The following is a 20,599-nucleotide window of genomic DNA, read 5'->3' as shown; positions in this document are numbered from 1 at the left end:
TACGCTAGCGTGTAACGGCCAACCCGTTACAAGGAGCGCCCATGGACCTCACCGAAGCCACCCTCGACCGCGCCGAAGGCCACCGCCTGCTGGACGTCCTGCAGGACGAGACCACCCGGCAGGCCACGTTCCCCGCGCTGGAGGACCTCGCGCCGGGCTTCGCCGACTGGGTCGTCACCAGCCTGTTCGGCGGCACCTACCAGCGCCCCGGCCTGTCGCTGCGCGACCGCCAGCTGCTCAACCTCGCCGCGCTCACCGCGCTCGGCGGCGTCGACCCGCAGCTCACCGGGCACGTCCGGACGTGCCGGCGGCTCGGCATGACCCGCGAGGAGATCATCGAGGCGTTCGTCCACCTCGCGCCCTACGTCGGCGTGCCGAAGGCGCTCGCCGGCCTGCGCGTCGCCGCCGCGGCCCTGGCCGAAGCCCGATGAGGGTCCGGACCGTCCTCGGCGACGTCGACCCCGCCGACCTGGGCGTCTGCGACTCCCACGACCACCTGTTCCTCCGCACGCCGCGGCTGCCCGGCCAGGAGCTCGACGACCCGGCCCGCGCCGCCGCCCGTCTCCGGACCTTCGCGGGCCTCGGCGGCCGGACGATCGCCCATTGGACCCCCTACGGCCTCGGCCGCCGCGAGCGGGACCTGGCCGCCCTGTCCGCCGCCACCGGCGTCCACATCATCGCCGCGACCGGCCTCCACCAGGCCGTCCACTACGACCCGGACCTCCTCGCCCGGATCCGTCCCGGCCTCGCCGCGCTCTTCCACCGCGAGCTCACCGACGGCCCCGCCGGGATGATCAAGGTGGCGGGCGGCTTCCACGGCCTCGACGAGCACGCCCGGCACACCATGACGGCCGCCGCCGAGGCCTCCAACGCCACCGGCGCCCCCATCGGCGTCCACCTGGAGGAGGGAACCGCGGCCCTCGACGTCCTCGACCTGCTCTGCGGGTCCCTCGGCGTCCCGCCGGACCGGGTGATCCTCAGCCACCTCAACCGCTCACCCGACTTCTGGATCCACCGCCGCGCCGCCGAGGCGGGCGCCTACCTCTGCTTCGAGGGCCCGTCCCGCGCGCACCACGCGACCGACTGGCGGCTGTTCGACTGCCTGGCGGCCCTCGCCGAGGCCGGTCACACCGACCGCGTGCTCATGGGCGGCGACACCACGACGCCCGACGCCCCCGGCATGCCGCACCTGCTCCGCGTCCTCCGCCCCCGGGTGGAGGCCCAGCTCGGCCGGGACGCCGCCACCGCCGTCTTCGAGACGAACCCGGCCCGCGCGTTCGCTCTTCAGCGGTAGGCGCGGAAGAAGGCGGTGATGTCGTCCGCGAGCAGCTCCGGCTCCTCGTGGGCGGCGAAATGCCCGCCGCGCGGCATGGCCGTGTACCTGGTCACGTTGTAGATCCGCTCGGCCCAGCTGCGGGGCGGACGCGTGAGGTCGGCGGGGAACAGGGCGACGGCCGTCGGGACGTCCACGCGCTCCACCCGCCGCGTCAGGCCCGAGGCGTACTCGTAGTAGGGCCGGAACGACGTCGAGATCGTCCCGGTGAACCAGTAGAGCGACGCCTGGGTCAGCAGGAAGTCGTCGCTGAACCGCGACGACAGGTCGCCGCCGGAGTCGCTCCACGCGCGGTACTTCTCCACGATCCAGGCGAGCAGCCCCACGGGCGAATCGGCGAGCCCGTAGCTCAACGTCAGCGGACGGGTGCTCTGCTCGTGCTGGTAGCCGCCCTCCTGCGCGCTCCACACGGCGACGGAATCCAGGTATGCCTGCTCGTCGGGCGTGACGTCGCCGTAGACGGCGGGGCTCGCGACCGCCATCAGGTGGATGCCCGCCAGCGCCTCCGGGTGCGCCTCCGCCAGCCGCGAGGTGATGCCGGCGCCGAGGTCGCCGCCGTGCGCCGCGTACCGCTCGAAGCCCAGCTCGCCGTGCATCAGCCGGTGCCACAGCTCGTGCGTCTGCTCCCGGTCCAGCGTCGGCCGCTGCGGCGAGAACCCGAACCCCGGCAGCGACGGGACGATCACCGTGAACGCGTCGGCGGCGTCCCCGCCGAACCGCGACGGCGCCGCGAGCCGCTGCGCGAGGCCGGTCATCTCGAGGAACGAGCTGGGCCATCCGTTCGTCAGCACGATCGGCAGCGCGCCGGGACGCTCGCCGTCGTACCGCAGGTAGTGGACGGGGGTCCCGTCGATGTCCGCGAAATGCGAGGGCAGGGCGTTGATGGCGGCCTCGTGCGCCCGCCAGTCGTAGCCGCGCGCCCAGTAGGCGACGAGGCGCCGCAGCTCACCGGCGTCGGTACCGGCCTCCCACGCGGCGGCGGGCCAGGCGGCCGGCCACCGCGTCCGCTCCAGCCGCGCGCGCAGCTCGTCCAGGTCGGCGTCGGAGACCTCGATCACGGTGCTCATCGCTCGGTGTCCCCCAGCATCCGGACGAGGCGGACGAGCGCGGCGCGCTGCCCGGCCGGGTCGTCGTCGAGGCCGGGCATCAGCATGCGGCGCAGCTGCGGGGTGGCGAACCACCAGCCGGCCAGGACGATGACCGCGTACAGCAGCTCCTGGGGGGCGAGCCGGGTGTCCAGGTCGCCCGCCGCCTGCGCCTTGGCGAGGGCGGCGATCTTCTCGGCGTAGTGCGCGGTCCGCTCGGCCTCGGCCGCGACGGGCTCGCCCTCGGCGGTGTGGAGGCCCTCCCAGTGCAGCAGCCGGACGAAGTGCGGGTGCTCGCGGTGGTAGTCGAAGACCCGGCCGGCGTACTCGCCCAGGTCGGCGGCGACCCGCTCGTCCAGCGGGACGGCCTCGGCCAGGCGCTCCAGCTCCGTGGTCAGCACGATCGCGAACATCTCCCGCTTGTTGCCGAAGTGGGAGTAGATGCGCTCCTTGTTCACCCCGGCGGTGGCGGCGATCCGGTCCATCCGCGCCGCCTCGGGCCCGTGGGCGGCGAACTCGCCGACCGCGGCGTCGAGGATGAGCCGCCTGGTCTTCTCGGTGTCCCATGCCATGGCGACGAGCCTACGCCTGAATTCCAACTCATGGGTTGGAATTTGGGCGCGGCCGTGGCAAACTCCAACTCGCGAGTTGGAGTTTCTCGGAACGCAAGGAGACGGCATGTCCCCCCTCAGCACCGCACCGATCCGCCCCGCGGCCCCCGCGCCCTCGGTCCACGTGCGCGCCGCGTTCACCTGGCTGGCGGTCTACTTCATGATCATGGCCACGCAGATCCTGCTGGGGCCGCTGCTGGGCGCGCTGTCGCTCCCGGTCCGCACGCTCGTGGTGACCGGCGTCGTCGTGCCGACCGTCGTGTACGCGCTCGTCCCGGCGATCCTGCGGACCTACGCCGCGCTGCGCCGCCGCACCCGGTGACGGGAGCCACGCGCCGGTCAGGGCGCCCGCGGCCGGGAGCTACGCGCCGGTCAGGGCGCCGGCGGCCGGCGCGCTCCCGCCGGACCTCCAGTCCCAGCCGCCGAGCGTGGCGCGCATCAGGCGGGCGGCGGCCGACAGGTGGCTGCCCGCGCCCCAGTACAGGGTGAGCGTGCGGCGGCAGTCGGGACCCTCGACCGCGATCCACGCGACGGGCGCCCTCGCGGCCGAGCGCCGCGCGAGGTCCGGGACGAGGCCGATGCCGAGCCCCGCCATGATCAGCTGGGCGATGGCGCTCACCTCGTCCCCCTCGCACACGATCTTCGGGGCGAGGTCGCGGGCCGCGAACAGCCGGTCCAGGAGCCGCCGCTGCCAGTGCCCCTTGTGCGCGGCGATGAAGGGCTGGCCGGCGAGCTCGTCGACGGTCACGGAGGCGCGGCCCGCCAGCGGATGGTCCGGCGGCGTGGCCAGCCACACCGTCTCCTCGAACAGCTCGAGCGATTCCAGGCCGTCGGCGCGGAGCGGCTGCGAGGCCGCACAGAGGTCGACGTCCTGGGCCAGCAGGGCGCGGGCCATGTCCGTCGCCGCCATCTGGTGGAGCTCGACCTCGACGTGGGGATGCGCGCGCTTGTACGCGGCGAGCGGCCCGGTGAAGGTGAGGAACGTCTCCGACGCCAGCCGGACGGTGCCGAAGCCCGCGCCGGCGGCCTCGGCGACGGCCCGCCGGCCCGCGTCGAGCTCGCCGAGGGCCCGTTCGACGTGGCCGCGGAACAGCTTCCCGGCGTCGTTCAACCGGAGCCGCCCGGCCCGGTCGAACAGCGGGGTGCCGAGTTCGCCCTCCAGCCGGGCGATGGTGCGGCTCAGCGACGGCTGCGCGACGCGGAGCTCGTCCGCCGCGCGGCTGAGGTGCTCCAGGCGCGCCACCACGAGGAACTGCCTGAGCATGTGGAGATCCACGGCCCTCCCGTCATGCCTCGCGGATCATAACGTCATAGCGATATTGATCTTAGACAGGATAACTCGTCGGTCATAGCGTCGGGGTGATCGCGCATCGAGAGAGCGAGGAGGCGCACCATGGTCACCGCGGCCGACGAGTTCCGCCCGGCCGTCCCGGCCCGGTCCGGGACCGCACGCCGGACGAGACCGTCCGCATGGGCCTTCCGGGCCGTCGTCAGCGCGCACGTGGTCGCGATCTTCGGGCAGCCGGTGTTCGCCGGGGTGTTCCTGAGCGGCGACTACGACGGGCTGCGCCTGCACGAGGCGGGCGCCAACGTCACCACGTCCCTCGGCTACGTCCAGCTGATCGCGGCGGTCGCCGTGTGGGTCAGGCTGCGGCGGGCGGGGCCGTTCCTCGCGACGCTGGCCCTGGTCGCGGCCGAGACCGTCCAGTACTTCGCCGGCATGGGCGGCGCGCTGTGGCTGCACCTCCCGCTGGGCGTCGCGACCATCGCCGCGCTCGTCGTGCAGTTCGTCGACGTGTGGCGCCGGCCGCTCGGACAGCGGCCGGAGGACCGGCCCGAGCGGGCGCGGATCGCGGCGGCGCCCGAGCGGCAGGAGACCGGCGATGAGTGAGCACGAGACCGATCGGCCGGACACCGACTGGGGCGACCACGCCCGCGGCCTCGCCCGGCGGCATGTCCTGAGCATCGGCGGTGCACTCGGGCTCGTGGCGTTCACCGGCCTGACCACCGCGCACGCGCTGGCCCGCCGCCCGCCGCGCACCGGCGCCGAACTGCGCAGCGAGGTGCCGCTGCCGCCGCCGTTCCAGGTGCCGCTGCCGATCCCGCCCGTCCTGAAGCCGGTCGGCACGGCGGGCGGCATCGACCGGTACGAGATCACCCAGCGGGAGGCGACCGCGGAGATCCTGCCCGGGGTGCGGACGCCGCTCTGGACGTACGAGGGCGTCTTCCCCGGGCCGACGATCGAGTCGCGGCGCGGCCGTCCCGTCACCGTCCGGCACCGCAACGAGCTGCCCGTGCCGACCGTCGTCCACCTGCACGGCGGGCGGACCCCGGCGGCGTCCGACGGCTATCCGACCGACCTCGTCCTGCCGGACGGGTGGCCGGGCACCGCGCAGGGCATGCGGGGCGGCCACCACGGCATGGGCGGAATGCACGGCATGAGCGGGATGCGCGACCCCCGGGCGGTGGAGACCCGGCTCACGCGCGACTACACGTTCCCGCTGGACCAGCGGCCGACGCTGCTCTGGTACCACGACCACCGCATGGACTTCACCGCCCCCGCGATCTGGCGGGGCCTCGCCGGGCTGCACATCGTCCGCGACGACGCCGAGGAGGCGCTCGGCCTCCCCTCGGGGCACCGCGAGCTGCCGCTCATGATCGCCGATCGGGCGTTCGGCGCGGACGGCGCCCTCGCCTACCCCGCGCTCGACCCCTCGCTGCGCGATCGGCCGGGCGTCCAGGAGCCCTACCTCGCGGGCGTCCTCGGCGACGTGATCCTGGTCAACGGCGCGCCGTGGCCCGTGCACGAGGTCGACGCCGCCCGGTACCGGCTGCGCGTCCTGAACGCCTCGAACGCCCGGCACTACGAGCTGGAGGCGGTCACCGACGACGGGCGCCGCCTCGACCTCGTCCAGGTCGGCGCCGACCAGGGCCTGCTCGCGGCGCCGGTCGCCCACCGGACGCTGCCGATCGCGCCCGCCGAACGCTACGACCTGGTCATCGACTTCTCGGACGTCCCGGTCGGAGCCCGCGTCCGGATCGCCAACCGGCTGGGCTCCGGCCGGACGCGCGACGTCATGGCGTTCCGGGTCGCGCGCAAGGCCCGGGACGGCGGCCGCGTCCCGCGCGTGCTGTCCACCGACCTGCCGTCCTGGCGCCGGTCCGACGCCGTCCGGGTCCGGGACCTCTCGTTCCGCGCCGGGCGCATGGGCGGCGGCCACGGCTGGCTGATCGGCGGGAAGGCGTTCGACCCGGCGCGCACCGACGTCACCGTCCGGCTCGGCGACATCGAGGTGTGGCGGCTGGTCGCCGACGTCCACCACCCCGTCCACCTGCACCTGGCCGGCTTCCGGGTGCTGTCGCGCGGCGGCGGGCGGCCGCTGCCCCGCGACGCCGGGCTCAAGGACACCGTCGCGCTGCGGCCCGGCGAGGCCGTCGAGATCATCGCGCGTTTCGACGGCTACCGCGGCCGCTACCTCTTCCACTGCCACAACGCCGAGCACGAGGACATGGGGATGATGGCCAACCTCGACGTCGTCTGACGCCTCAGCCCTCGCGGCGGCGGCGCTTGGCGTCGACGTTGCCGGTCAGGGCGGCGAGGAGGGCGGGCAGCTCCGCCACGGTCGCGGCGGGCAGCCCGGCCACGGTCTCCTCCGCGAGGTCGCACCAGAGCCGCTTGACCCGCTCGGTCACGGCGCGGCCGGCGTCGGTGAGCTCGACGACGGTGGCGCGCTGGTCGCCGGGCGCGGGGGCGCGGCGGATGTGGCCGGCGGCTTCGAGCTTGCGGGCCATGAGCGTGACGCTGGGCCGCTCGACGCCGAGCGCCTCGCTGAGCTTCGCCTGGATCACCGGGCCGGTCCGGGCGAGTTCGAGCAGCAGCGCCTCCTGGCCGGGATGCAGGCCGAGCGGGGCCAGCAGCTCGGCGGTCCGGGCCCGGTGGCGCAGGCTCAGCAGGCGGATCGCCTGGTTGAGGGCGTCGGCTCGGTCGAAGTCCACGGGCGCTCCTTGACAGCTTGGTTATGCGCATAACTATTATGCAAATAACGTTATCCGCATAACTAATTCTAGCCGAGGAGCCGTCATGACCGCGAAGAGCGCCGTCACCCGCGGCAGCACGACCGAGACCCCGCCCGGCGGCGGCACGAGACCCGCCTGGCTCGTCCTGGCGCTGGCGTGCGCCTGCCAGTTCATGGTGATCCTGGACTCGTCCATCGTGAACGTCGCCCTGCCGTCGGTCGACCGCGACCTCGGCTTCTCGCCCGCCGGGCTGGCCTGGGTGGTCAACGGCTACCTGCTCGCCTTCGCCGGGTTCATGCTGCTCGGCGGCCGCGCCGCCGACCTGTTCGGCCACCGCCGCACGCTCGCCGCCGGAATCCTGCTGTTCTCGGCGTCGAGCCTGGCCGGCGGGCTGGCGACGGTCCCCGCGGTCCTCGTGGCGGCCCGCGTCGCGCAGGGCCTGGGAGCCGCGCTGCTGGCCCCCGCGACGCTGGCCGTGATCAACACCGGCTTCGCCGCGGGCCGCGAGCGCGCCCGCGCGTTCGGCGCCTGGTCCGCCGCCGGCGGCGTGGGCGGGACGGCCGGCGCCGTCGCGGGCGGCGCCCTCACCACCGGCCTGTCCTGGCGGTGGGTGTTCCTGATCAACGTGCCGATCGGCGCGGTGCTGGTCGCGGTCGCGCTGGCGGCGCTGCCCGGCGCCCGCACCGGCCGCCGGGAACCGCTGGACCTCGCCGGCGCCGCCACCGGGACCGCGGGCCTCGCCGCGCTGATCTACGGGGTCATGCACGGCACCGACCACGGCTGGACGTCCCCGGCCGTCGCCGGACCCGCCGCCGCCGGGCTGCTCCTGCTCGCCGCGTTCGTCCTCGTCGAGGCGCGGTTCGCGGCCCGGCCGATGATGCCGCCGCGGCTGCTGCGCGTCCGCGGGGTCGCCGCCGGCACCGGCATGCTGCTGCTCTTCGGCGGGATCGCCATCGCGATGTGGTACTTCACCTCGCTGTTCCTGCAGGACGTCCTCGGCTACGGCGCGCTGCGGGCCGGGCTCGGGCAGACCCCCGCGGCGGTGACGTTCGTGGTGACCGCGCGGCGGGCCGCCGGGCTGCTGCCGCGCACCGGCGTCCGGCCGCTGATCCTCGCCGGCTGCGCGGCCTTCCTGGCCGGTTTCGGGTGGCTGTCCCAGGCCGGCGGCGGATCCGCCTACCTCACCGGCATCCTCGGGCCGACGCTGCTCATCGCGGTCGGCATCGGGCTGACCTTCCCCACGCTCATGGCCGCGACGACCGCCGGCGTCCCCGAGGACGACGCGGGCACCATCGGCGGCCTCGCGCAGACCGCCAGCCAGGTCGGGGGATCGGTGGGGCTGGCCGTGCTGACCACCGCCGCCGGCACCGCGACGCGGACCGCGGGCTACGAGCGGGTCTTCCTCATCGCGGCCGGCCTCGCCCTGGCCCTCGCGCTGACGAGCCTGCTCCTCCCGCACCGCGGGCGCGGCTGACCGCCCGCCCGCTTCTGACCGCCCGCACGCTTCTGACCGCCCGCCCGCGGCGGACGGTCAGAAGTGGGTGCCGCCGTCGATGCGGACCTCGGTGCCGGTGATGAAGGCGCCGTCCTCCGAGGCGAGCATCGCGACGACGCCCGCGACCGCCTCGGGCCCGGCGAACCCCTTTCCGAGCGCGGGGGAGAGCTTCGCGAACAGGTTGAGGTCGGCGTCCTCCGGCAGCCCGGGGCCCTGGCTCTGCCTGCTCTCCCCCGACCCGTCCGTCATGCCGGACGAGATCGAGCCGGGCTGGACGGCCGTGAACCGGATCCCCTGCTTGCCGTACTCGGCGGCGAGGGCGTGCGTCATCGACTGGATGCCGCCCTTGCTCGCCGCGTAGGCCGCCATGTACGGGTGGGCGAACATCGCCGACGTCGAGCTGAAGTTGACCACGGCCGGGCCGGTGCCCTCCAGCAGCGCCGGGATCGCCTCCCGGATCATCAGGAAGGTGCCGGTCAGGTTCACCGTGATCACCCTGGTGAAGTCGGCCAGGGACGTCTGGTCGGTGTGCGAGGAGCGCAGGATGCCGGCCGCGTTGACCAGGACGTCCAGGCCGCCGAGGGCCGAGACGGCGGACGCGACCGCCGCGCGCACGGACGCCTCGTCGGCGACGTCCACGAGCACCGTGCGCAGGCGCCCGCCGTGCCCGCCCGCCTTCGCGACGGTGTCCTTGAGCCCGGCCTCGCTCACGTCGGCGGCCACGACCTCGCCGCCCTCCGCGAGCATGCGCAGCACCGTGGCCTGGCCGATGCCCGAGCCGCCGCCCGTGACCAGTGCACGGCGTCCGTTGTAGCGGTCCATGTCGCCTCCCTGTGGGATCGCGGGCCCGGAGGGCCCCTCGATGTCCACGGTACGTCAAAGTGGCACGTTTTGTCAGAATGGCGCTTCATGCCTCACTGTCCCGGGTGGACGTAGGCTTCCCGCATGAACACGAAGCAGGACCGGCCGTCCCGCTCGGGCCCACCCTCGCTGACCGAGCGCCGCAAGGCCGCGACGCAGCTCGACATCGCCCGCGCGGCCGCCGAACTGTTCGCCGACAAGGGGCCGGACGGCACGACCGCCGAGGAGATCGCGTCCCGCGCCGGCGTCGCGCTGCGCACCTTCTACCGCTACTTCCGCAACAAGCAGGACGCGGTCGGCCCGCTCCTGTCGTCCGGCGGGGACCGCTGGCGCGCGCTGCTCGCCGAGACCGGCCCGGACGTCGGCCTCGCCCGGGCGCTCGAATCCGCGGCGGTCACGTCCCTCTCCCCCGAGGACGACGTGGCGGAGGAGGCCCTGCGCTGGACCCGCGGCCTGCTGCGCGCGGCCCGCACCGACCCCGCCCTGCGGGCCGTCTGGTCGCAAGTCAACAGCGACTCCGAGGAGCGGCTCCTGCCCGTCCTCGCCCGCCTCGCCGGACCGGACGCCGACCCGCTGGAGATCCGCCTGGTCGCCGCCGCCGCGACCAGCGCGATCCGCGTCTCGCTGGAGGCGTGGGCCGCCGCGGACGCCGGCTCCGCCGAATCCCCGGCGGACCTCGTGGTGCGCTGCCTCCGCGAACTGACCGCCGGCCTCCGCCTGATGGCCCGCTAGCCCGGCCGGCGCCGCCGATCCCCGCCGGGCGCCGCCGATCCCCCGCCGGGCGGTGCCGGTGCCCGAGCCGATGCGCTCGGCCCTGCTCGGCGACGATGCCCTGGTGCCCGAGGTCAGTGGGTGAGGCGGCGGCGGATGTCGGCGCGCAGCTCCCCCTTGGCGACCTTGCCGCCGGACGAGCGGGGCAGCCGGTCCAGCACGACGAGCCGCTCGGGATGCCATTCGCGGGAGACGCCGCGCTCCGCCAGGTGGCCGGTGAGCGCCTCCAGGTCCAGCTCGGCGCCCGGGCGCAGCTCGGCGTAGACGCACACGCGCTCGCCGAACACCTCGTCGGGCATCGCGACGGCCGCGGCGAGCGCGACCGCCGGGTGGGTGCCCACCTCCGCCTCGACGGCGGCGGCGCTGATGTTCTTGCCGCCCCGGATGATCAGGTCGCTCTGCCGGCCGACCACGCGCAGGCACCCGGCCGCGTCGATCTCGACGATGTCGGCCATCAGCATCCAGCCGTCCGGGGTGAACAGGGCGCGGTCGGCGGCGGGGTCGCCGTAGTAGCCGGGGGACGTCGCAGGGCCCTGGCAGCCGGGCTGCCCGGGACGACCGCTGCCCGTGATGTCGGATCCGTCCGCGGGGTCGAACAGCCGCACCCGCATCTCCGGGATGACGCGGCCCGCGGTGCGCAGCCGCACCTCGGGCGGATCGTCCAGGGTCGTGCGGCTGAGCGCGCCGGTCTCGTTCGAGCCGTAGAACTGGAGCACCTTCGCGCCGGTGGCCTCCTCGAACCGCGCCGCGCGCTCGTAGGGGACGGCCTCGCCGCCGGTGAACATGCAGCGCAGCGAGGACAGGTCGCGCTCCTTCTCCTCCTGGGCGTTCAGCAGCATGATGAACTGCGTGGTCACGCAGTGCAGGACGGTGACCCGGTGCCGCTCGATCAGGTCGAGCGCGGCGTGCGCGTCGAACCGCTCCATCAGCACGGTCGGGATCCCGAGGACCGCCGGACAGAAGTGCGCCGTCCACAGCCCGAACCCGAACGGGGCGGGGACGGCGCCCATGAACACGTCGTCCGGGGTCAGCGCCCCCGCCTGCCGCGCCAGCTCGCTGAAGTAGAACCAGCGGTTCTGGGTGTGCGACACGCATTTGGGCAGCCCGGTCGTGCCCGAGGTCGAGTTGATGATGGCCAGCTCGTCGGGGCCGAGCGCGTGGCCGGACGGGTCGCCTTCGCGCGGGTCGTCCGGGAGTCCGAGCCGGTCCACGACCACGTGGTGGGAGAGGACGGCGCCGTCGGCGCGCAGCTCCGCCACCAGGCCGGTGGACGGCTCGCCGCGATGCTCGCCGAGGGTCACCAGGGCGCGCGCGCCGGTCCGTTCGAGCAGATGTCGCAGCTCGCGTCGGCCCGCGCGCGCCCCCACGCCGACGAGCACGAGCCCGGCCTTCTCCGCCGCGACGGCGGTCACGTGCCAGGCCGGCCCGTCCGGCAGCAGCGCCGCCACCCGCTCGCCCGGCTCCAGGCCCAGCCCCGCGAAATGCTTCGCCAGCCGCGTCGAGTGCTCCTCGTAGGCCGACCACGACAGCGCTCCGTCCGCCGTGATGTAGGCGGCGTCGTCCGGCCGCCGTGCCGCGTGCCGCCGGACGAGCCCGGCCACGGTCTCCGAACCCCACCAGCCGGCGGCCCGGTACGCCGCAACGGTCTCCCGGTCGAAGGGACTGGTCACAGGTGCCTCCTCGGACGTCGACGGCTGCCCGAAAGATCCCACAGACCGGAGGGGCCGCGATCTCCTGGGAGGTCAGCGGCCGGTCGAGCCGTCGATCAGTTCGCGGAGGATGTCCGCGTGGCCCGCGTGGCGGCCGGTCTCCTCGATCATGTGCGCGAGCGCCCACCGGACGCTGGGGGCGGGACGTCCCGCCGTCCGCGGCCGGGGGACGGGCGCGCCGGGATCGGCGCACCCGTCGAGCACCTCGTTCGCCCGCCGCACCGCCTCCCGGTAGCGGCCGACGACGTCGGCCACGCCGTCCTGCGGCGCGGCCTGGAACGTCGCCTGCCAGTCGGCGACCTCGTCGCCGAGGAACATCGAGCGTTCGACGGAGGTGAGGTGGTCGAGCAGGCCGAGCAGGTTCGTGCCCGACGGCACCCCGGCCGTCCGCACCTGCGGCTCCGGCGCGCCGTCGACCTTCGCGGCGATCGAGGTGCGCAGGTAGTCGAGGAACCCCCGCAGGGTCTCGATCTCGCCGCTCCCCGTCCGGGGCGGCGGGGTGTCGCCGCGGCGCTTGCGATGCGCGGTGCCGGGCATGGCGGCCTCCAGATCAGGCGGGTCGGTGACCTGGCCAGTCTCGGTGGACGCGCCGCGCTCGGCACGATTTTTTGCCGTTCCGGCAAGAAGGCCATGCGCCCCCGGCCTGGACGGGACACCACCGCGGCGACCTGCGAGGCGCCGCCTTACCTCAGGTGGCGGGCGAAGAACCGGCTCCCGTCGTCCCCCTCGAACCGCGGGACGCCGGTGTGCCCGCCCATGTTGGCGTGCAGCGTCTTCTCCCTGGATCCGAAGGCGTCGAACAGGTCCAGGGCCATCTGCCGGTCGTTCCCCTCGTCGTCCCACTGCAGCAGGACGAGCAGCGGGACGGTGACCTGCCGGGCCTCCTCGAACATGGCGCGGGGCACGAAACTCCCCGCGAACAGGACGGCGGCCGAGATGCGCGGCTCGACCACCGCCAGCCGGACGCCGATGGAGATCGGCCCACCCGCGAACCCGACCGGGCCGCCGATCCCGGGCAGCGCGAGGAGGGCGTCCAGGGCGGCCCGCCATTCCGGGACCGCCTCGCCGACCAGCGGGAGGATGAGCCGGTCCACGATGCCGTCGCCGACCGGCTCGCTGGCCTCCAGCGCCCGGCGCAGGTCGGCGCGGGCCTCGTCGACGTCCGCCAGGCGGGGCCGGTCGCCGCTGCCGGGGAGCTCGATGGCGGCCGCGGCGTAGCCGTCCGCCGCGGCGTGCCGGGCCCGCGCTGCCAGCCGGGGGTACATCCTGCTCAGTCCGCCGGGGTGGCCCATAAGGATCAGCGGAGCCGGTGCGGACGCGGATCCGGGCGTCCACAGGATGCCGGGGATCTCGCCGAGGGTGAATCCGCGCTCGAGGACACCGTCGTCGAGGCGCTGTTCGGAAGTGACGTGCATGGTCGTGCCTTTCGGGAGTGCTCGCGAACGGCGCTCCCGGACGACCTACCGCCCGACCGTGACCCCTGAGGGGAGCACCCATGTCGATTCGTTCACGGGTACCACCTCCTCGGTCTCTCGCACGGCCTCCGGCAAGGTAGCAGCGGCCGCCGCGTCCCGCCAACGGATTTTCCGGAGGCTCCCCGGACGCGATCGCGTGGCCGCGCGCAAAGGCCCCGCGCCGGGATCCGGCGCGGGGCCATGGTGCCTGCGGACGAGGGTCAGCCGTTCCAGCCGGACGTCAGCTGCACGCGCGCGGCGAACCCGGTCGAGCGGCCCGCGTAGACGTACATCACGCCGGTGTTGCTCTGCACGCCGATCAGGTCGGCGACGCCGTCGCCGGTGATGTCACCGGTGTAGGTGAGCGAGCGGATGCCGCCCCAGCCGGAGCCGAGCTCCTTGCGGGTGCCGAGCGCCTTCGACGCGCCCGGGTAGACCCACAGCGTGCCGTCGGAGATCCGCACCGCGATCATGTCGGGCTTGCCGTCACCGGTGATGTCCTTGACGCCGACCAGCTTCGTCATGCCGTTCCAGCCGCTGTTCCCGATCTTGATGCGGCTGCCGAGCGCCTTCGACGCGCCGGGGTACAGCCACAGCGTGCCGTCGGACTTCCTGGCCCCGATGAGGTCGGGCTTGCCGTCACCGGTGAGGTCGCCGATGCCGGTGAGGTCCTTCATGCCGTTCCAGCCGCCGGTCCCGATCTTGATGCGGGTCCCCAGGGCGTTGGTGCCGCCGGGGTAGAGCCAGAGCGTCCCGTCGGACTTCTGGGCGGCGATGAGGTCGGGCTTGCCGTCACCGGTGAGGTCGCCGATCCCGGTGAGCTCGGTCATGCCGTTCCAGCCGCCGGTCCCGATCAGGCGCCGGTCCGCGGCGGCCAGCTTCGGGCCGGGGTAGAGCCAGAGCTTCCCGGTCGCGCGGTCGACACCGGCGAGGTCGGCGGTGCCGTCCCCGGTCATGTCCCCGACGCTGGACAGGTCGGCGTCGGTGTGGCCGGTGACCTTGAACATGCCGCTGGGCTGCATGTCCGCGGCGAGCTTCGCGGCGCTGATGGTGTGCGAACCGCCGGTGGGCTTCCACGGGTCCCAGACGGTGATCGTGCCGGCGCTGGTGCTGTAGCCGTAGGCGATGATCGCGTGGCCGACCTTGGAGCCGCTCATGCCGGCGTTCCAGGGCAGCTTCTCCATCCACACGCCGAGGACGGGGGCCCGCTTGAGCACGCCGACGTCGTAGGAGACCTGCGCCATCATCGTCGACGCCGTCGAGGCGCTGGCGAAGCCGTAGCTGTAGCCGAGCGGGTCGGTGTACCCGTTCATGACGGGCAGCGCCTGGTTGCCGGTGGTGCCCTTGGACGCCGTCGTGCCCATCTTGGCGGCCAGGGTGTCCTGGCTGACGGACACGCCGAACGTCGACAGGCTCATCGACGCCGAGGTGGGCACGCACTTGTAGTTCGTGTTCTGGTACTGGCCCGTCAGCGACAGCTTCGCCGAGGCGGGCGCGGCGGCCGCCGCCGAGGCGGCGACCTTCGGCGCCATGAGGGAAGGGGCCGCCTGGACGACCGCGTCGCCTCGCGGCGGACGGGGAGCCGCGTTCGCGGTCCCTGCCGTGCCCACGACTCCTGCGGCCGCCAGCGCGAGCGCGGCCACCGGGGCCGCCAGCGTCAGGCGCCGGCCGGACGAATTCATGGAGGTCTCCTCGCATTCGGGGGAGCGGCCGGTTCTCCCGGACGACCGGGAAGGAGGCCACGCCTGGGGGGACGCCCGGCGGCCGCGAAGCCCGCGCCGCCGACCAAGATCTTCGACGCCGTCGCGGGGGAAACGGTTTCCCATCGTTCGCGGGCGGCCGCACCGGACGGCGCGAACGGCGGCCGGCACGGTGGACGCGCGTCGCCGCCGTCGCACACAACCGGCGAATCGGATCGTAGCGGATGAAGATCAATTTCACCCGCTCCGACCGGCTTGTCCGGCATCAACGGGACGTCAACGGCGGCGGACGACGGATCGCCCCCGAGGCGGACATGTGGCGTACGCCACCTTGGTCCGGCCGTCACAGATCCCGGGTCGCCGGCATCTCTTGTCCGACCGCTCACGACACAAAGGAGCTCACGATGGCTGCTCGCCTGAACCTCTTCGGCGACCCGACCACGACCGCCGCCAAGGCCGCCAAGCACTTCGGAGCGGCGAGCCAGACGATCCTCCAGGAATCGACGCTGCCGCCCGAGACCCAGAAGCTGGTCGTGCTGCGCGCCAGCCAGATCAACGGCGACGGCTACGCCACCGACGTGTGGAGCAAGAACGCCGCGCACGCCGGGGAGAGCGCCACCCGCATCAACCTGGTCGCGGCCTGGCGCGAGTCCACGGTGTTCACCGACGCCGAGCGCGCCGCCCTGCAGGTCGCCGAGGAGGGCACCCGCATCGCCGACGCCGGCGGTGGCGTCACCGACCGGGCATGGGCGGACGCCGCCGAGCACTACGACGAGGACCAGCTGTCCGACCTGGTGATGCTCATCGCCCTGATCAACGCCACCAACCGCATGGCCGTCATCGTCGACCAGCGCGGCGGCGACTACGAGCCCGGCCGAGCCGGCTGACCCCGCGCGCGGGGGCGGCCGGTCGCGTTCACCGGCCGCCCCGCAGCGACGACCAGCGCTCGGCGTCCACGAAGTGCACGTCGTAGCGGTCCTGCTCGGACCGCAGCCCGTCGAACGGCTCCAACCCGTGCTGGACGCGGGCCAGCCGCCGGAAGTAGCCGAAGCGCTCGACCCCCGGCGTGAGGACGGCCAGCAGGTCCGCGCCGGTACCGGCCACCGCGCCGAAGGCGTGCGGCAGCCGCGGCGGGACGACGACCAGCCCGCCCGCCGGAAGCTCGACGACCTCCGCGGTCTCCGGGGTGACGACGAGGGGATGCAACGACCTCACGCTCCTGTCAGGACGCCGCGCTGGTCCGCGCGCTCACCGACGCCCCCGGCCTCGAACTGCTCCCGGTCTGGACGGACCCGCTGTACGTCGCCCTGCCCGCCGGGCACCCCCTGGCGCACCGCCCCGCACTCGACCTCGCGGACCTGGCGGACCTCCCCCTCCGCCTCGCACCGCGCGAGGACAACGCGCCCTTCCACGACCTCATCACCGGCGCCTGCCGGAAGGCCGGGATCGAACCACCGTCCGGACCGCCTTTCACCACGTTCCAGGAGACCCTCACCGACATCGGCGTGGGCGCCCCGTCCTGGACCGTCTTCTACGAGGTGGCGGGCCTCCCCGAGCTCCCCCGCGTCACCGTCGCCCGCCTCGTCGCCCCCGCGATGACGACCTTCCTCGCCGTCCGGCCGGGCCCGCCCGTCCCGGCCGTCCGCCACCTGCTGGAAGCGCTGAGCCGCACCACCTGACCCCGGTAGCCTCGATCCCCTGACGGAACACCGGCTGCCGGCTCTCGCCCGTGTTCAGTCGAGCGTCAGCCGGTAGGAGCCGTGGGCGCAGCCGGTGACCATCCAGCCGCCTTCGACCCGTCGCGCGTCGATCCGGTCGATGCCGGTCGCGGCGGGGGCGGGGCGTTCGTCCCCCGGCACCCAGACCTCCAGGACGCAGCCGCCCGCGGATGATCTCCCGGTGAGCCGGAACGTCCGCCGTCCGCCGGGAAGGGACCGCAGTGAGGTGATGATGCCCGGGGCGGCGTGCGGGAAGGCTCGCGAGATCTCCTGGACGGCGGCCGCGTCGCGGGGCAGGAAGCGTCCCGTCGCGCAGTCGAGGTTGTTGAGTCCGTTGCCGGTGGGTTCGATGCCGTTCTGCGGGTCGCCGCACGCCTGCTTCCAGACCCAGAACGCGCCGCCGATCGCGTCGCCGTCCTCCTGGCGGGCGTAGCGGTGCAGCCGGTCGGCCACGGGGCCGTCGTCGCCCCAGAAGCCCCATTCGCCGCTCCACACCGGCATGTCGCCGGCGGCGCGCCGGGCGAGGACGAAGCCGTGCTCGACGGAGGTCATGACGGGGAGGCCGAGCGAGGCGTCCATGGTGATCGACTCGGCGTACAGGTGGGGCGCGAAGACGATGTCGGGATCGGCGGTGAAGGAGCCGCGCGGGACCGCGTCGAACCCGGTGCCGGACCAGAAGATGCTCGGTTCGAGGAACAGGGGGTGCGGGCGGCTCTCGGCGGCGCGGACCGCGCGCAGGACGCGGTCGTAGAAGCGGCCGAGGAGCAGCGTCGAGGTCAGCGGCGCCTGCTCGCCGAAGCCCGGTTCGTTGAGCGGGTCGAACCCGGCGACCGCGGGGTCGGCGCCGAAGCGTGCGGCGAGCATGGCCCACACCTTGACCAGGCGGCTCTGGACGCCGTCGCGGTCGTAGTAGAAGTTGGTGAACGCGCGGTCCCCCGCGGGCGAGATGTCGCGTCCGGTGAACTGGCAGCGGGGCGCGCCGTCGGTCCTGGTCGCCCACGCCGGCGCGCCGTCGTAGCCGTCCATCCTGGACGTGCCCGGCGGGCAGGACGTCCCTCGGGGAGTGGGCGCGTTGCTCCAGCCGTCCTGGTGCATGTCGATCACCGTGTACAGCCCGTGCTTCTTCGCCCAGGCCACGGCCTGGTCGATCTGCCGCAGGTACCCCTCGTCGTACCGGGCGGGACGCGGTTCGATCCGCGACCACGACACCCCCAGGCGCACCACGTTCAGCCCGAGCGCGGCCATCTGCGCGAAGTCGTCCTCGCTGAGCGGCAGCGTCGCCGGGACGCCCGGGCGCGGCGCGTAGAAGTCGACGAGCTGGTTGACGTTCACCCCGCGAAGCAGGACCTGCCGTCCCTCGCCGTCGACGATCCGCGGCCGTTTCCCCCGCACGACCCGCAACGCCGACAACTCCGTCCCGGACGCGGCGGCCGCGGCCTTGCGGGGCGCGGGCGGCGGCTCGGGACGCGCGGCGGCCACCGCCCCCGCCGCACCGGCGACCACGACCGCGGTGACCAGGGCCGTGGCCTGGACGGTCCGCGCCGCGGGCCACCGGAATGCGCCGCGAGCGGCCAGAAGGGCGAGCAGCCCGGGCACCCAGCCGGCGGCGGCTCCCAAGGACGCGCCCTCACCGAGACGGACCCACAGCGCGGCGGGTGTCTGCAAGGGGGCACCCGGCCCGTCCACGACCACCAGCCCGGCGACCTGGACGGCCCCGAGGACGATGCCCGCCCACATCGCGGCCAGCCATCCGCCGAGGAAGGCCCCGGCGGCCGTGCGGGACCGGCGCGCGAAGGTCCGCTGCGTGCGGGCGAGCGCGAGGAGCAGGACCAGCAGGCCCGCGAGGAGCCCGGCCGCCCCGCCTTGCGGGGAGGCCGATGGCAGGCCGTGCGGCAGGTCCCGTGACCAGTGCGAGGACACCCACGGCCCGGTCATCGCGACCGCCGCGACGCCGATGACCGCGATCGGCCAGTGCGCTCGGTGCGCGGGCTCCCCGTCCGGGCGCTCGCCCGCCCGCACGAGAAGGGTCGCCGCGGCGGGGACCAGTGCGTACAGGGCGGCTTTGGGGACGGTGAAGCTCGTCGCCCACAGCAGGTCGGCGACGTTCAGCGCGGGCACGGTGGCCGCCAGGGCCATGACGGCCTTCGCGACCACGGCGGCCAGCACGAACCCCGCCCACACCGTCGCGAACCGCGTCCGCCTATCGAGATGCCCGAAAGCCGCCGCGACGAGCGCCGTGCCCGCCACCAGCAGCGGCACGTAGACGGCGAGGGGCGCCACCTGCCACCGTGCGGCCGGCATCGCACGCCCGGGCATCCCCAGCAGCGCGAAGAACCCGACCGGATCGATCAGCGCTCCGGCGATGAGAAGGGCCAGGACCACGCCCACGACCGTCGGCACGAGCCGTCGCGAACCCATGCGATCTCCTTCACGGGGGATCGCCAAAGTACATGAATAAGTCTCACATTTACTAGCCCCTGCAGGAGCCCGAGGAACGGGCGGCCCCGCCAGGCCCGAGGAAGGTCACCGGACCCGCACCGACGGCAGGGCGGTGCCGCGGGTTCCGCCTGCAGTACGACGGGAGGGCGCTGCCGCATCGGCGGCCGGGCCCTTCCGGCCGGCCGGATCAGGTCCTGCTCTCCTCGCGGGCCGCCCGGCGGGTTCGGGGCGTCGAGGAGGCGCGGACGTCGAGACGAGCCGTGAAGAGGTGGCCCCGGGGGGTGTCGCGGCCTTCGAAGGCGTCCACCAGGAGTTCCACGCCGGCCTTGGCGGTCTCGGCGGGCAGGAAGCTGAGCGTGGTGACCGGCGGGTCGCTGAAGGCGGCGGTGGGGTCCTCGGTCGTGGCCACCAGGAGCAGGTCGTCAGGGACGGACAGGCCGTGCCGGCGGAGCCGGTCCAGCAGCAGCGGCGGGCTGGTCTCGACCAGGGTGAACAGCGCGTCGGGCGGCTCACCGGCCGCCGCGAGCAGTTCGTCGACCGCCTCCAGCGCCTCCGAATGGCCCGGTGCGGCGGTGGCCGTGAGCAGAGGCTCCTGCCCGTGGTCTTCGCACCAGGCCCGGTAGGCGCGCTCGGACTCCTCGAAGAAGCTGGAGGTGGACATCGCGGTGACCAGCGCGACGCGGCGCGCTCCGGAGGAGGCCAGATGGTCCAGGACGCTCAGTGCGGCGGCCGCGTAGTCGAAGTCCACCCAGCGTCCGAGGCTCTCCGCGTCCTCGGGACGGCCTGAGGCGTCCAGCGCGCGGCGGTCGCTCACCACGGGGATTCCGCCGGACAGGAAGTCGGCGACCATCGGGTCGTCCGCCGTGGGGTCGATGACGATGGCGCCGTCCAAGGGCAGGTCCAGCCACCAGTCGCCCGGCGAGGTCGTGGGCAGCAGGACGATGCCGTAGCCGTGCCCGAGGGCGGTGCGGCTGGCGGCGTTGGCCAGCTGGGAGAAGTAGGCGAGCTCGGAGTAGACCCAGGGCGTCTCGGAGTACTCGCGGACCGCGAGCCCCAGCAGCCGTGTGCGCCCCGCGCGCAGCAGGCGCGCGGTGGCGTTCGGACGGTAGCCGAGGCGGTGGGCGACGTCGCGGACATGGCGGCGCGTGGCCTCGGGCAACCTGCCGGACCCGTTCAGCGCGGCCGACACGGTCGTCTTGGAGACGCCGGCGGCCCGGGCGACGTCGACCAGCCGGACTCGCGGTGCGGGTGGACTCATCCACCAGATCCTGTCAGCTGCCGGGGCGTTGCGGTACCCCTGGTCCAGCTCTGCGGAATCGTTCCTGCAAAGCCTTGTGCGGGAACGTTCCTTCACCAATACTTGGCCGCACTTCGCCGCGCCGTGAGCCGCGGCCTGTTCGAGAAAG

Annotated in this window: 21 protein-coding genes; 9 read left to right on the top strand and 12 right to left on the bottom strand. The window is 74.2% G+C overall.

Translation table 11 applies throughout. The annotated features are described in order from the left end of the window. The first annotated feature begins 41 nt into the window (after window positions 1–41). Together amrb99_RS19635 and amrb99_RS19630 are read left to right on the top strand one after the other, a co-directional pair. Window positions 42–431, top strand: a complete 390-nt coding sequence (locus tag amrb99_RS19635) for a carboxymuconolactone decarboxylase family protein (protein WP_190857845.1) — start codon at window positions 42–44, stop codon at window positions 429–431. Beyond that, window positions 428–1,294 (top strand): phosphotriesterase, encoded by an 867-nt coding sequence (locus tag amrb99_RS19630; RefSeq protein ID WP_190857842.1) that lies wholly within the window; start codon window positions 428–430, stop codon window positions 1,292–1,294. Before amrb99_RS19635 ends, amrb99_RS19630 begins: the two co-directional genes overlap by 4 nt. Here the strand turns inward: amrb99_RS19630 and amrb99_RS19625 are convergent. Both amrb99_RS19625 and amrb99_RS19620 read right to left on the bottom strand, forming a co-directional pair. Beyond that, a complete protein-coding gene (locus tag amrb99_RS19625; RefSeq protein WP_190857839.1) occupies window positions 1,285–2,400 on the bottom strand; it encodes an epoxide hydrolase family protein in 1,116 nt (371 codons plus the stop codon). The genes amrb99_RS19630 and amrb99_RS19625 overlap by 10 nt on opposite strands. Continuing rightward, window positions 2,397–2,990, bottom strand: a complete 594-nt coding sequence (locus tag amrb99_RS19620; RefSeq protein ID WP_190857837.1) for a TetR family transcriptional regulator — start codon at window positions 2,988–2,990, stop codon at window positions 2,397–2,399. The genes amrb99_RS19625 and amrb99_RS19620 overlap by 4 nt, the downstream gene beginning before the upstream one ends. A gap of 106 nt (window positions 2,991–3,096) precedes the next feature. Here amrb99_RS19620 and amrb99_RS19615 point away from each other — a divergent pair, with 106 nt between their 5' ends. After that, window positions 3,097–3,351, top strand: coding sequence for a hypothetical protein (locus tag amrb99_RS19615; protein ID WP_190857834.1), 255 nt, complete (start codon window positions 3,097–3,099; stop codon window positions 3,349–3,351). A gap of 39 nt (window positions 3,352–3,390) precedes the next feature. Here the strand turns inward: amrb99_RS19615 and amrb99_RS19610 are convergent, their stop codons facing one another. Further along, entirely contained in the window at window positions 3,391–4,293 is a 903-nt protein-coding gene (locus amrb99_RS19610) for a LysR family transcriptional regulator (RefSeq protein WP_194736980.1), read from the bottom strand. Window positions 4,294–4,422: 129 nt separating this feature from the next. Here amrb99_RS19610 and amrb99_RS19605 point away from each other — a divergent pair, with 129 nt between their 5' ends. Together amrb99_RS19605 and amrb99_RS19600 are read left to right on the top strand one after the other, a co-directional pair. Beyond that, window positions 4,423–4,920 (top strand): hypothetical protein, encoded by a 498-nt coding sequence (locus amrb99_RS19605; RefSeq protein ID WP_190857830.1) that lies wholly within the window; start codon window positions 4,423–4,425, stop codon window positions 4,918–4,920. Continuing rightward, complete coding sequence (locus amrb99_RS19600; protein ID WP_190857828.1) at window positions 4,913–6,571, top strand: multicopper oxidase family protein; 1,659 nt, start codon at window positions 4,913–4,915, stop codon at window positions 6,569–6,571. Before amrb99_RS19605 ends, amrb99_RS19600 begins: the two co-directional genes overlap by 8 nt. 4 nt (window positions 6,572–6,575) lie before the next feature. Here the strand turns inward: amrb99_RS19600 and amrb99_RS19595 are convergent, their stop codons facing one another. Continuing rightward, complete coding sequence (locus tag amrb99_RS19595; protein ID WP_190857826.1) at window positions 6,576–7,025, bottom strand: MarR family transcriptional regulator; 450 nt, start codon at window positions 7,023–7,025, stop codon at window positions 6,576–6,578. An 85-nt stretch (window positions 7,026–7,110) separates the two neighbouring features. Here amrb99_RS19595 and amrb99_RS19590 point away from each other — a divergent pair, with 85 nt between their 5' ends. After that, window positions 7,111–8,520 (top strand): MFS transporter, encoded by a 1,410-nt coding sequence (locus tag amrb99_RS19590; protein ID WP_190857824.1) that lies wholly within the window; start codon window positions 7,111–7,113, stop codon window positions 8,518–8,520. Between the two features lie 57 nt (window positions 8,521–8,577). Here amrb99_RS19590 and amrb99_RS19585 read toward each other — a convergent pair whose 3' ends face one another. Next, complete coding sequence (locus amrb99_RS19585) at window positions 8,578–9,363, bottom strand: SDR family NAD(P)-dependent oxidoreductase (RefSeq protein ID WP_190857822.1); 786 nt, start codon at window positions 9,361–9,363, stop codon at window positions 8,578–8,580. 123 nt (window positions 9,364–9,486) lie between these two features. Between amrb99_RS19585 and amrb99_RS19580 the strand changes: the two genes are divergently transcribed. Beyond that, a complete protein-coding gene (locus amrb99_RS19580) occupies window positions 9,487–10,134 on the top strand; it encodes a TetR family transcriptional regulator (protein WP_190857820.1) in 648 nt (215 codons plus the stop codon). Window positions 10,135–10,247: 113 nt separating this feature from the next. Here the strand turns inward: amrb99_RS19580 and amrb99_RS19575 are convergent, their stop codons facing one another. From amrb99_RS19575 to amrb99_RS19560, 4 genes are all read right to left on the bottom strand, one after another. After that, window positions 10,248–11,843, bottom strand: coding sequence for a class I adenylate-forming enzyme family protein (locus amrb99_RS19575; protein WP_190857818.1), 1,596 nt, complete (start codon window positions 11,841–11,843; stop codon window positions 10,248–10,250). 72 nt (window positions 11,844–11,915) lie between these two features. Next, window positions 11,916–12,419: a DinB family protein gene (locus amrb99_RS19570; protein ID WP_190857816.1), complete on the bottom strand. Its 504-nt coding sequence runs from the start codon at window positions 12,417–12,419 to the stop codon at window positions 11,916–11,918. A gap of 146 nt (window positions 12,420–12,565) precedes the next feature. Continuing rightward, window positions 12,566–13,297 (bottom strand): alpha/beta hydrolase, encoded by a 732-nt coding sequence (locus tag amrb99_RS19565; protein ID WP_190857814.1) that lies wholly within the window; start codon window positions 13,295–13,297, stop codon window positions 12,566–12,568. A gap of 260 nt (window positions 13,298–13,557) precedes the next feature. Next, window positions 13,558–15,018 (bottom strand): FG-GAP-like repeat-containing protein, encoded by a 1,461-nt coding sequence (locus tag amrb99_RS19560; protein WP_190857811.1) that lies wholly within the window; start codon window positions 15,016–15,018, stop codon window positions 13,558–13,560. Window positions 15,019–15,440: 422 nt separating this feature from the next. On the opposite strand from amrb99_RS19560, the gene amrb99_RS19555 reads away from it, so the two are divergent. Further along, a complete protein-coding gene (locus amrb99_RS19555; RefSeq protein ID WP_190857810.1) occupies window positions 15,441–15,923 on the top strand; it encodes a carboxymuconolactone decarboxylase family protein in 483 nt (160 codons plus the stop codon). 28 nt (window positions 15,924–15,951) lie between these two features. On the opposite strand, the gene amrb99_RS19550 is transcribed toward amrb99_RS19555, so the two are convergent. After that, the gene (locus tag amrb99_RS19550) at window positions 15,952–16,251 is read right to left on the bottom strand and encodes a hypothetical protein (protein WP_206700010.1); all 300 of its coding nucleotides are present in this window, start codon (window positions 16,249–16,251) and stop codon (window positions 15,952–15,954) included. A 20-nt stretch (window positions 16,252–16,271) separates the two neighbouring features. On the opposite strand from amrb99_RS19550, the gene amrb99_RS19545 reads away from it, so the two are divergent. After that, window positions 16,272–16,715 carry a LysR substrate-binding domain-containing protein gene (locus tag amrb99_RS19545; protein WP_190857904.1) on the top strand — a complete coding sequence of 148 codons (444 nt, stop codon included), beginning with the start codon at window positions 16,272–16,274 and terminating at the stop codon, window positions 16,713–16,715. Between the two features lie 54 nt (window positions 16,716–16,769). Here the strand turns inward: amrb99_RS19545 and amrb99_RS19540 are convergent, their stop codons facing one another. Both amrb99_RS19540 and amrb99_RS19535 read right to left on the bottom strand, forming a co-directional pair. After that, window positions 16,770–19,172, bottom strand: a complete 2,403-nt coding sequence (locus tag amrb99_RS19540; RefSeq protein ID WP_190857805.1) for a cellulase family glycosylhydrolase — start codon at window positions 19,170–19,172, stop codon at window positions 16,770–16,772. A 208-nt stretch (window positions 19,173–19,380) separates the two neighbouring features. Further along, the gene (locus amrb99_RS19535; protein ID WP_190857798.1) at window positions 19,381–20,451 is read right to left on the bottom strand and encodes a LacI family DNA-binding transcriptional regulator; all 1,071 of its coding nucleotides are present in this window, start codon (window positions 20,449–20,451) and stop codon (window positions 19,381–19,383) included. Window positions 20,452–20,599 lie beyond the last annotated feature (148 nt).

It is taken from the genome of Actinomadura sp. RB99 (assembly GCF_014706005.1).
In the GTDB taxonomy this organism is placed as follows: Bacteria; Actinomycetota; Actinomycetes; order Streptosporangiales; family Streptosporangiaceae; genus Spirillospora.
The sequence above is the reverse complement of the archived record's forward strand: the minus strand, read 5'-3'. Positions and strand labels throughout refer to the sequence as shown.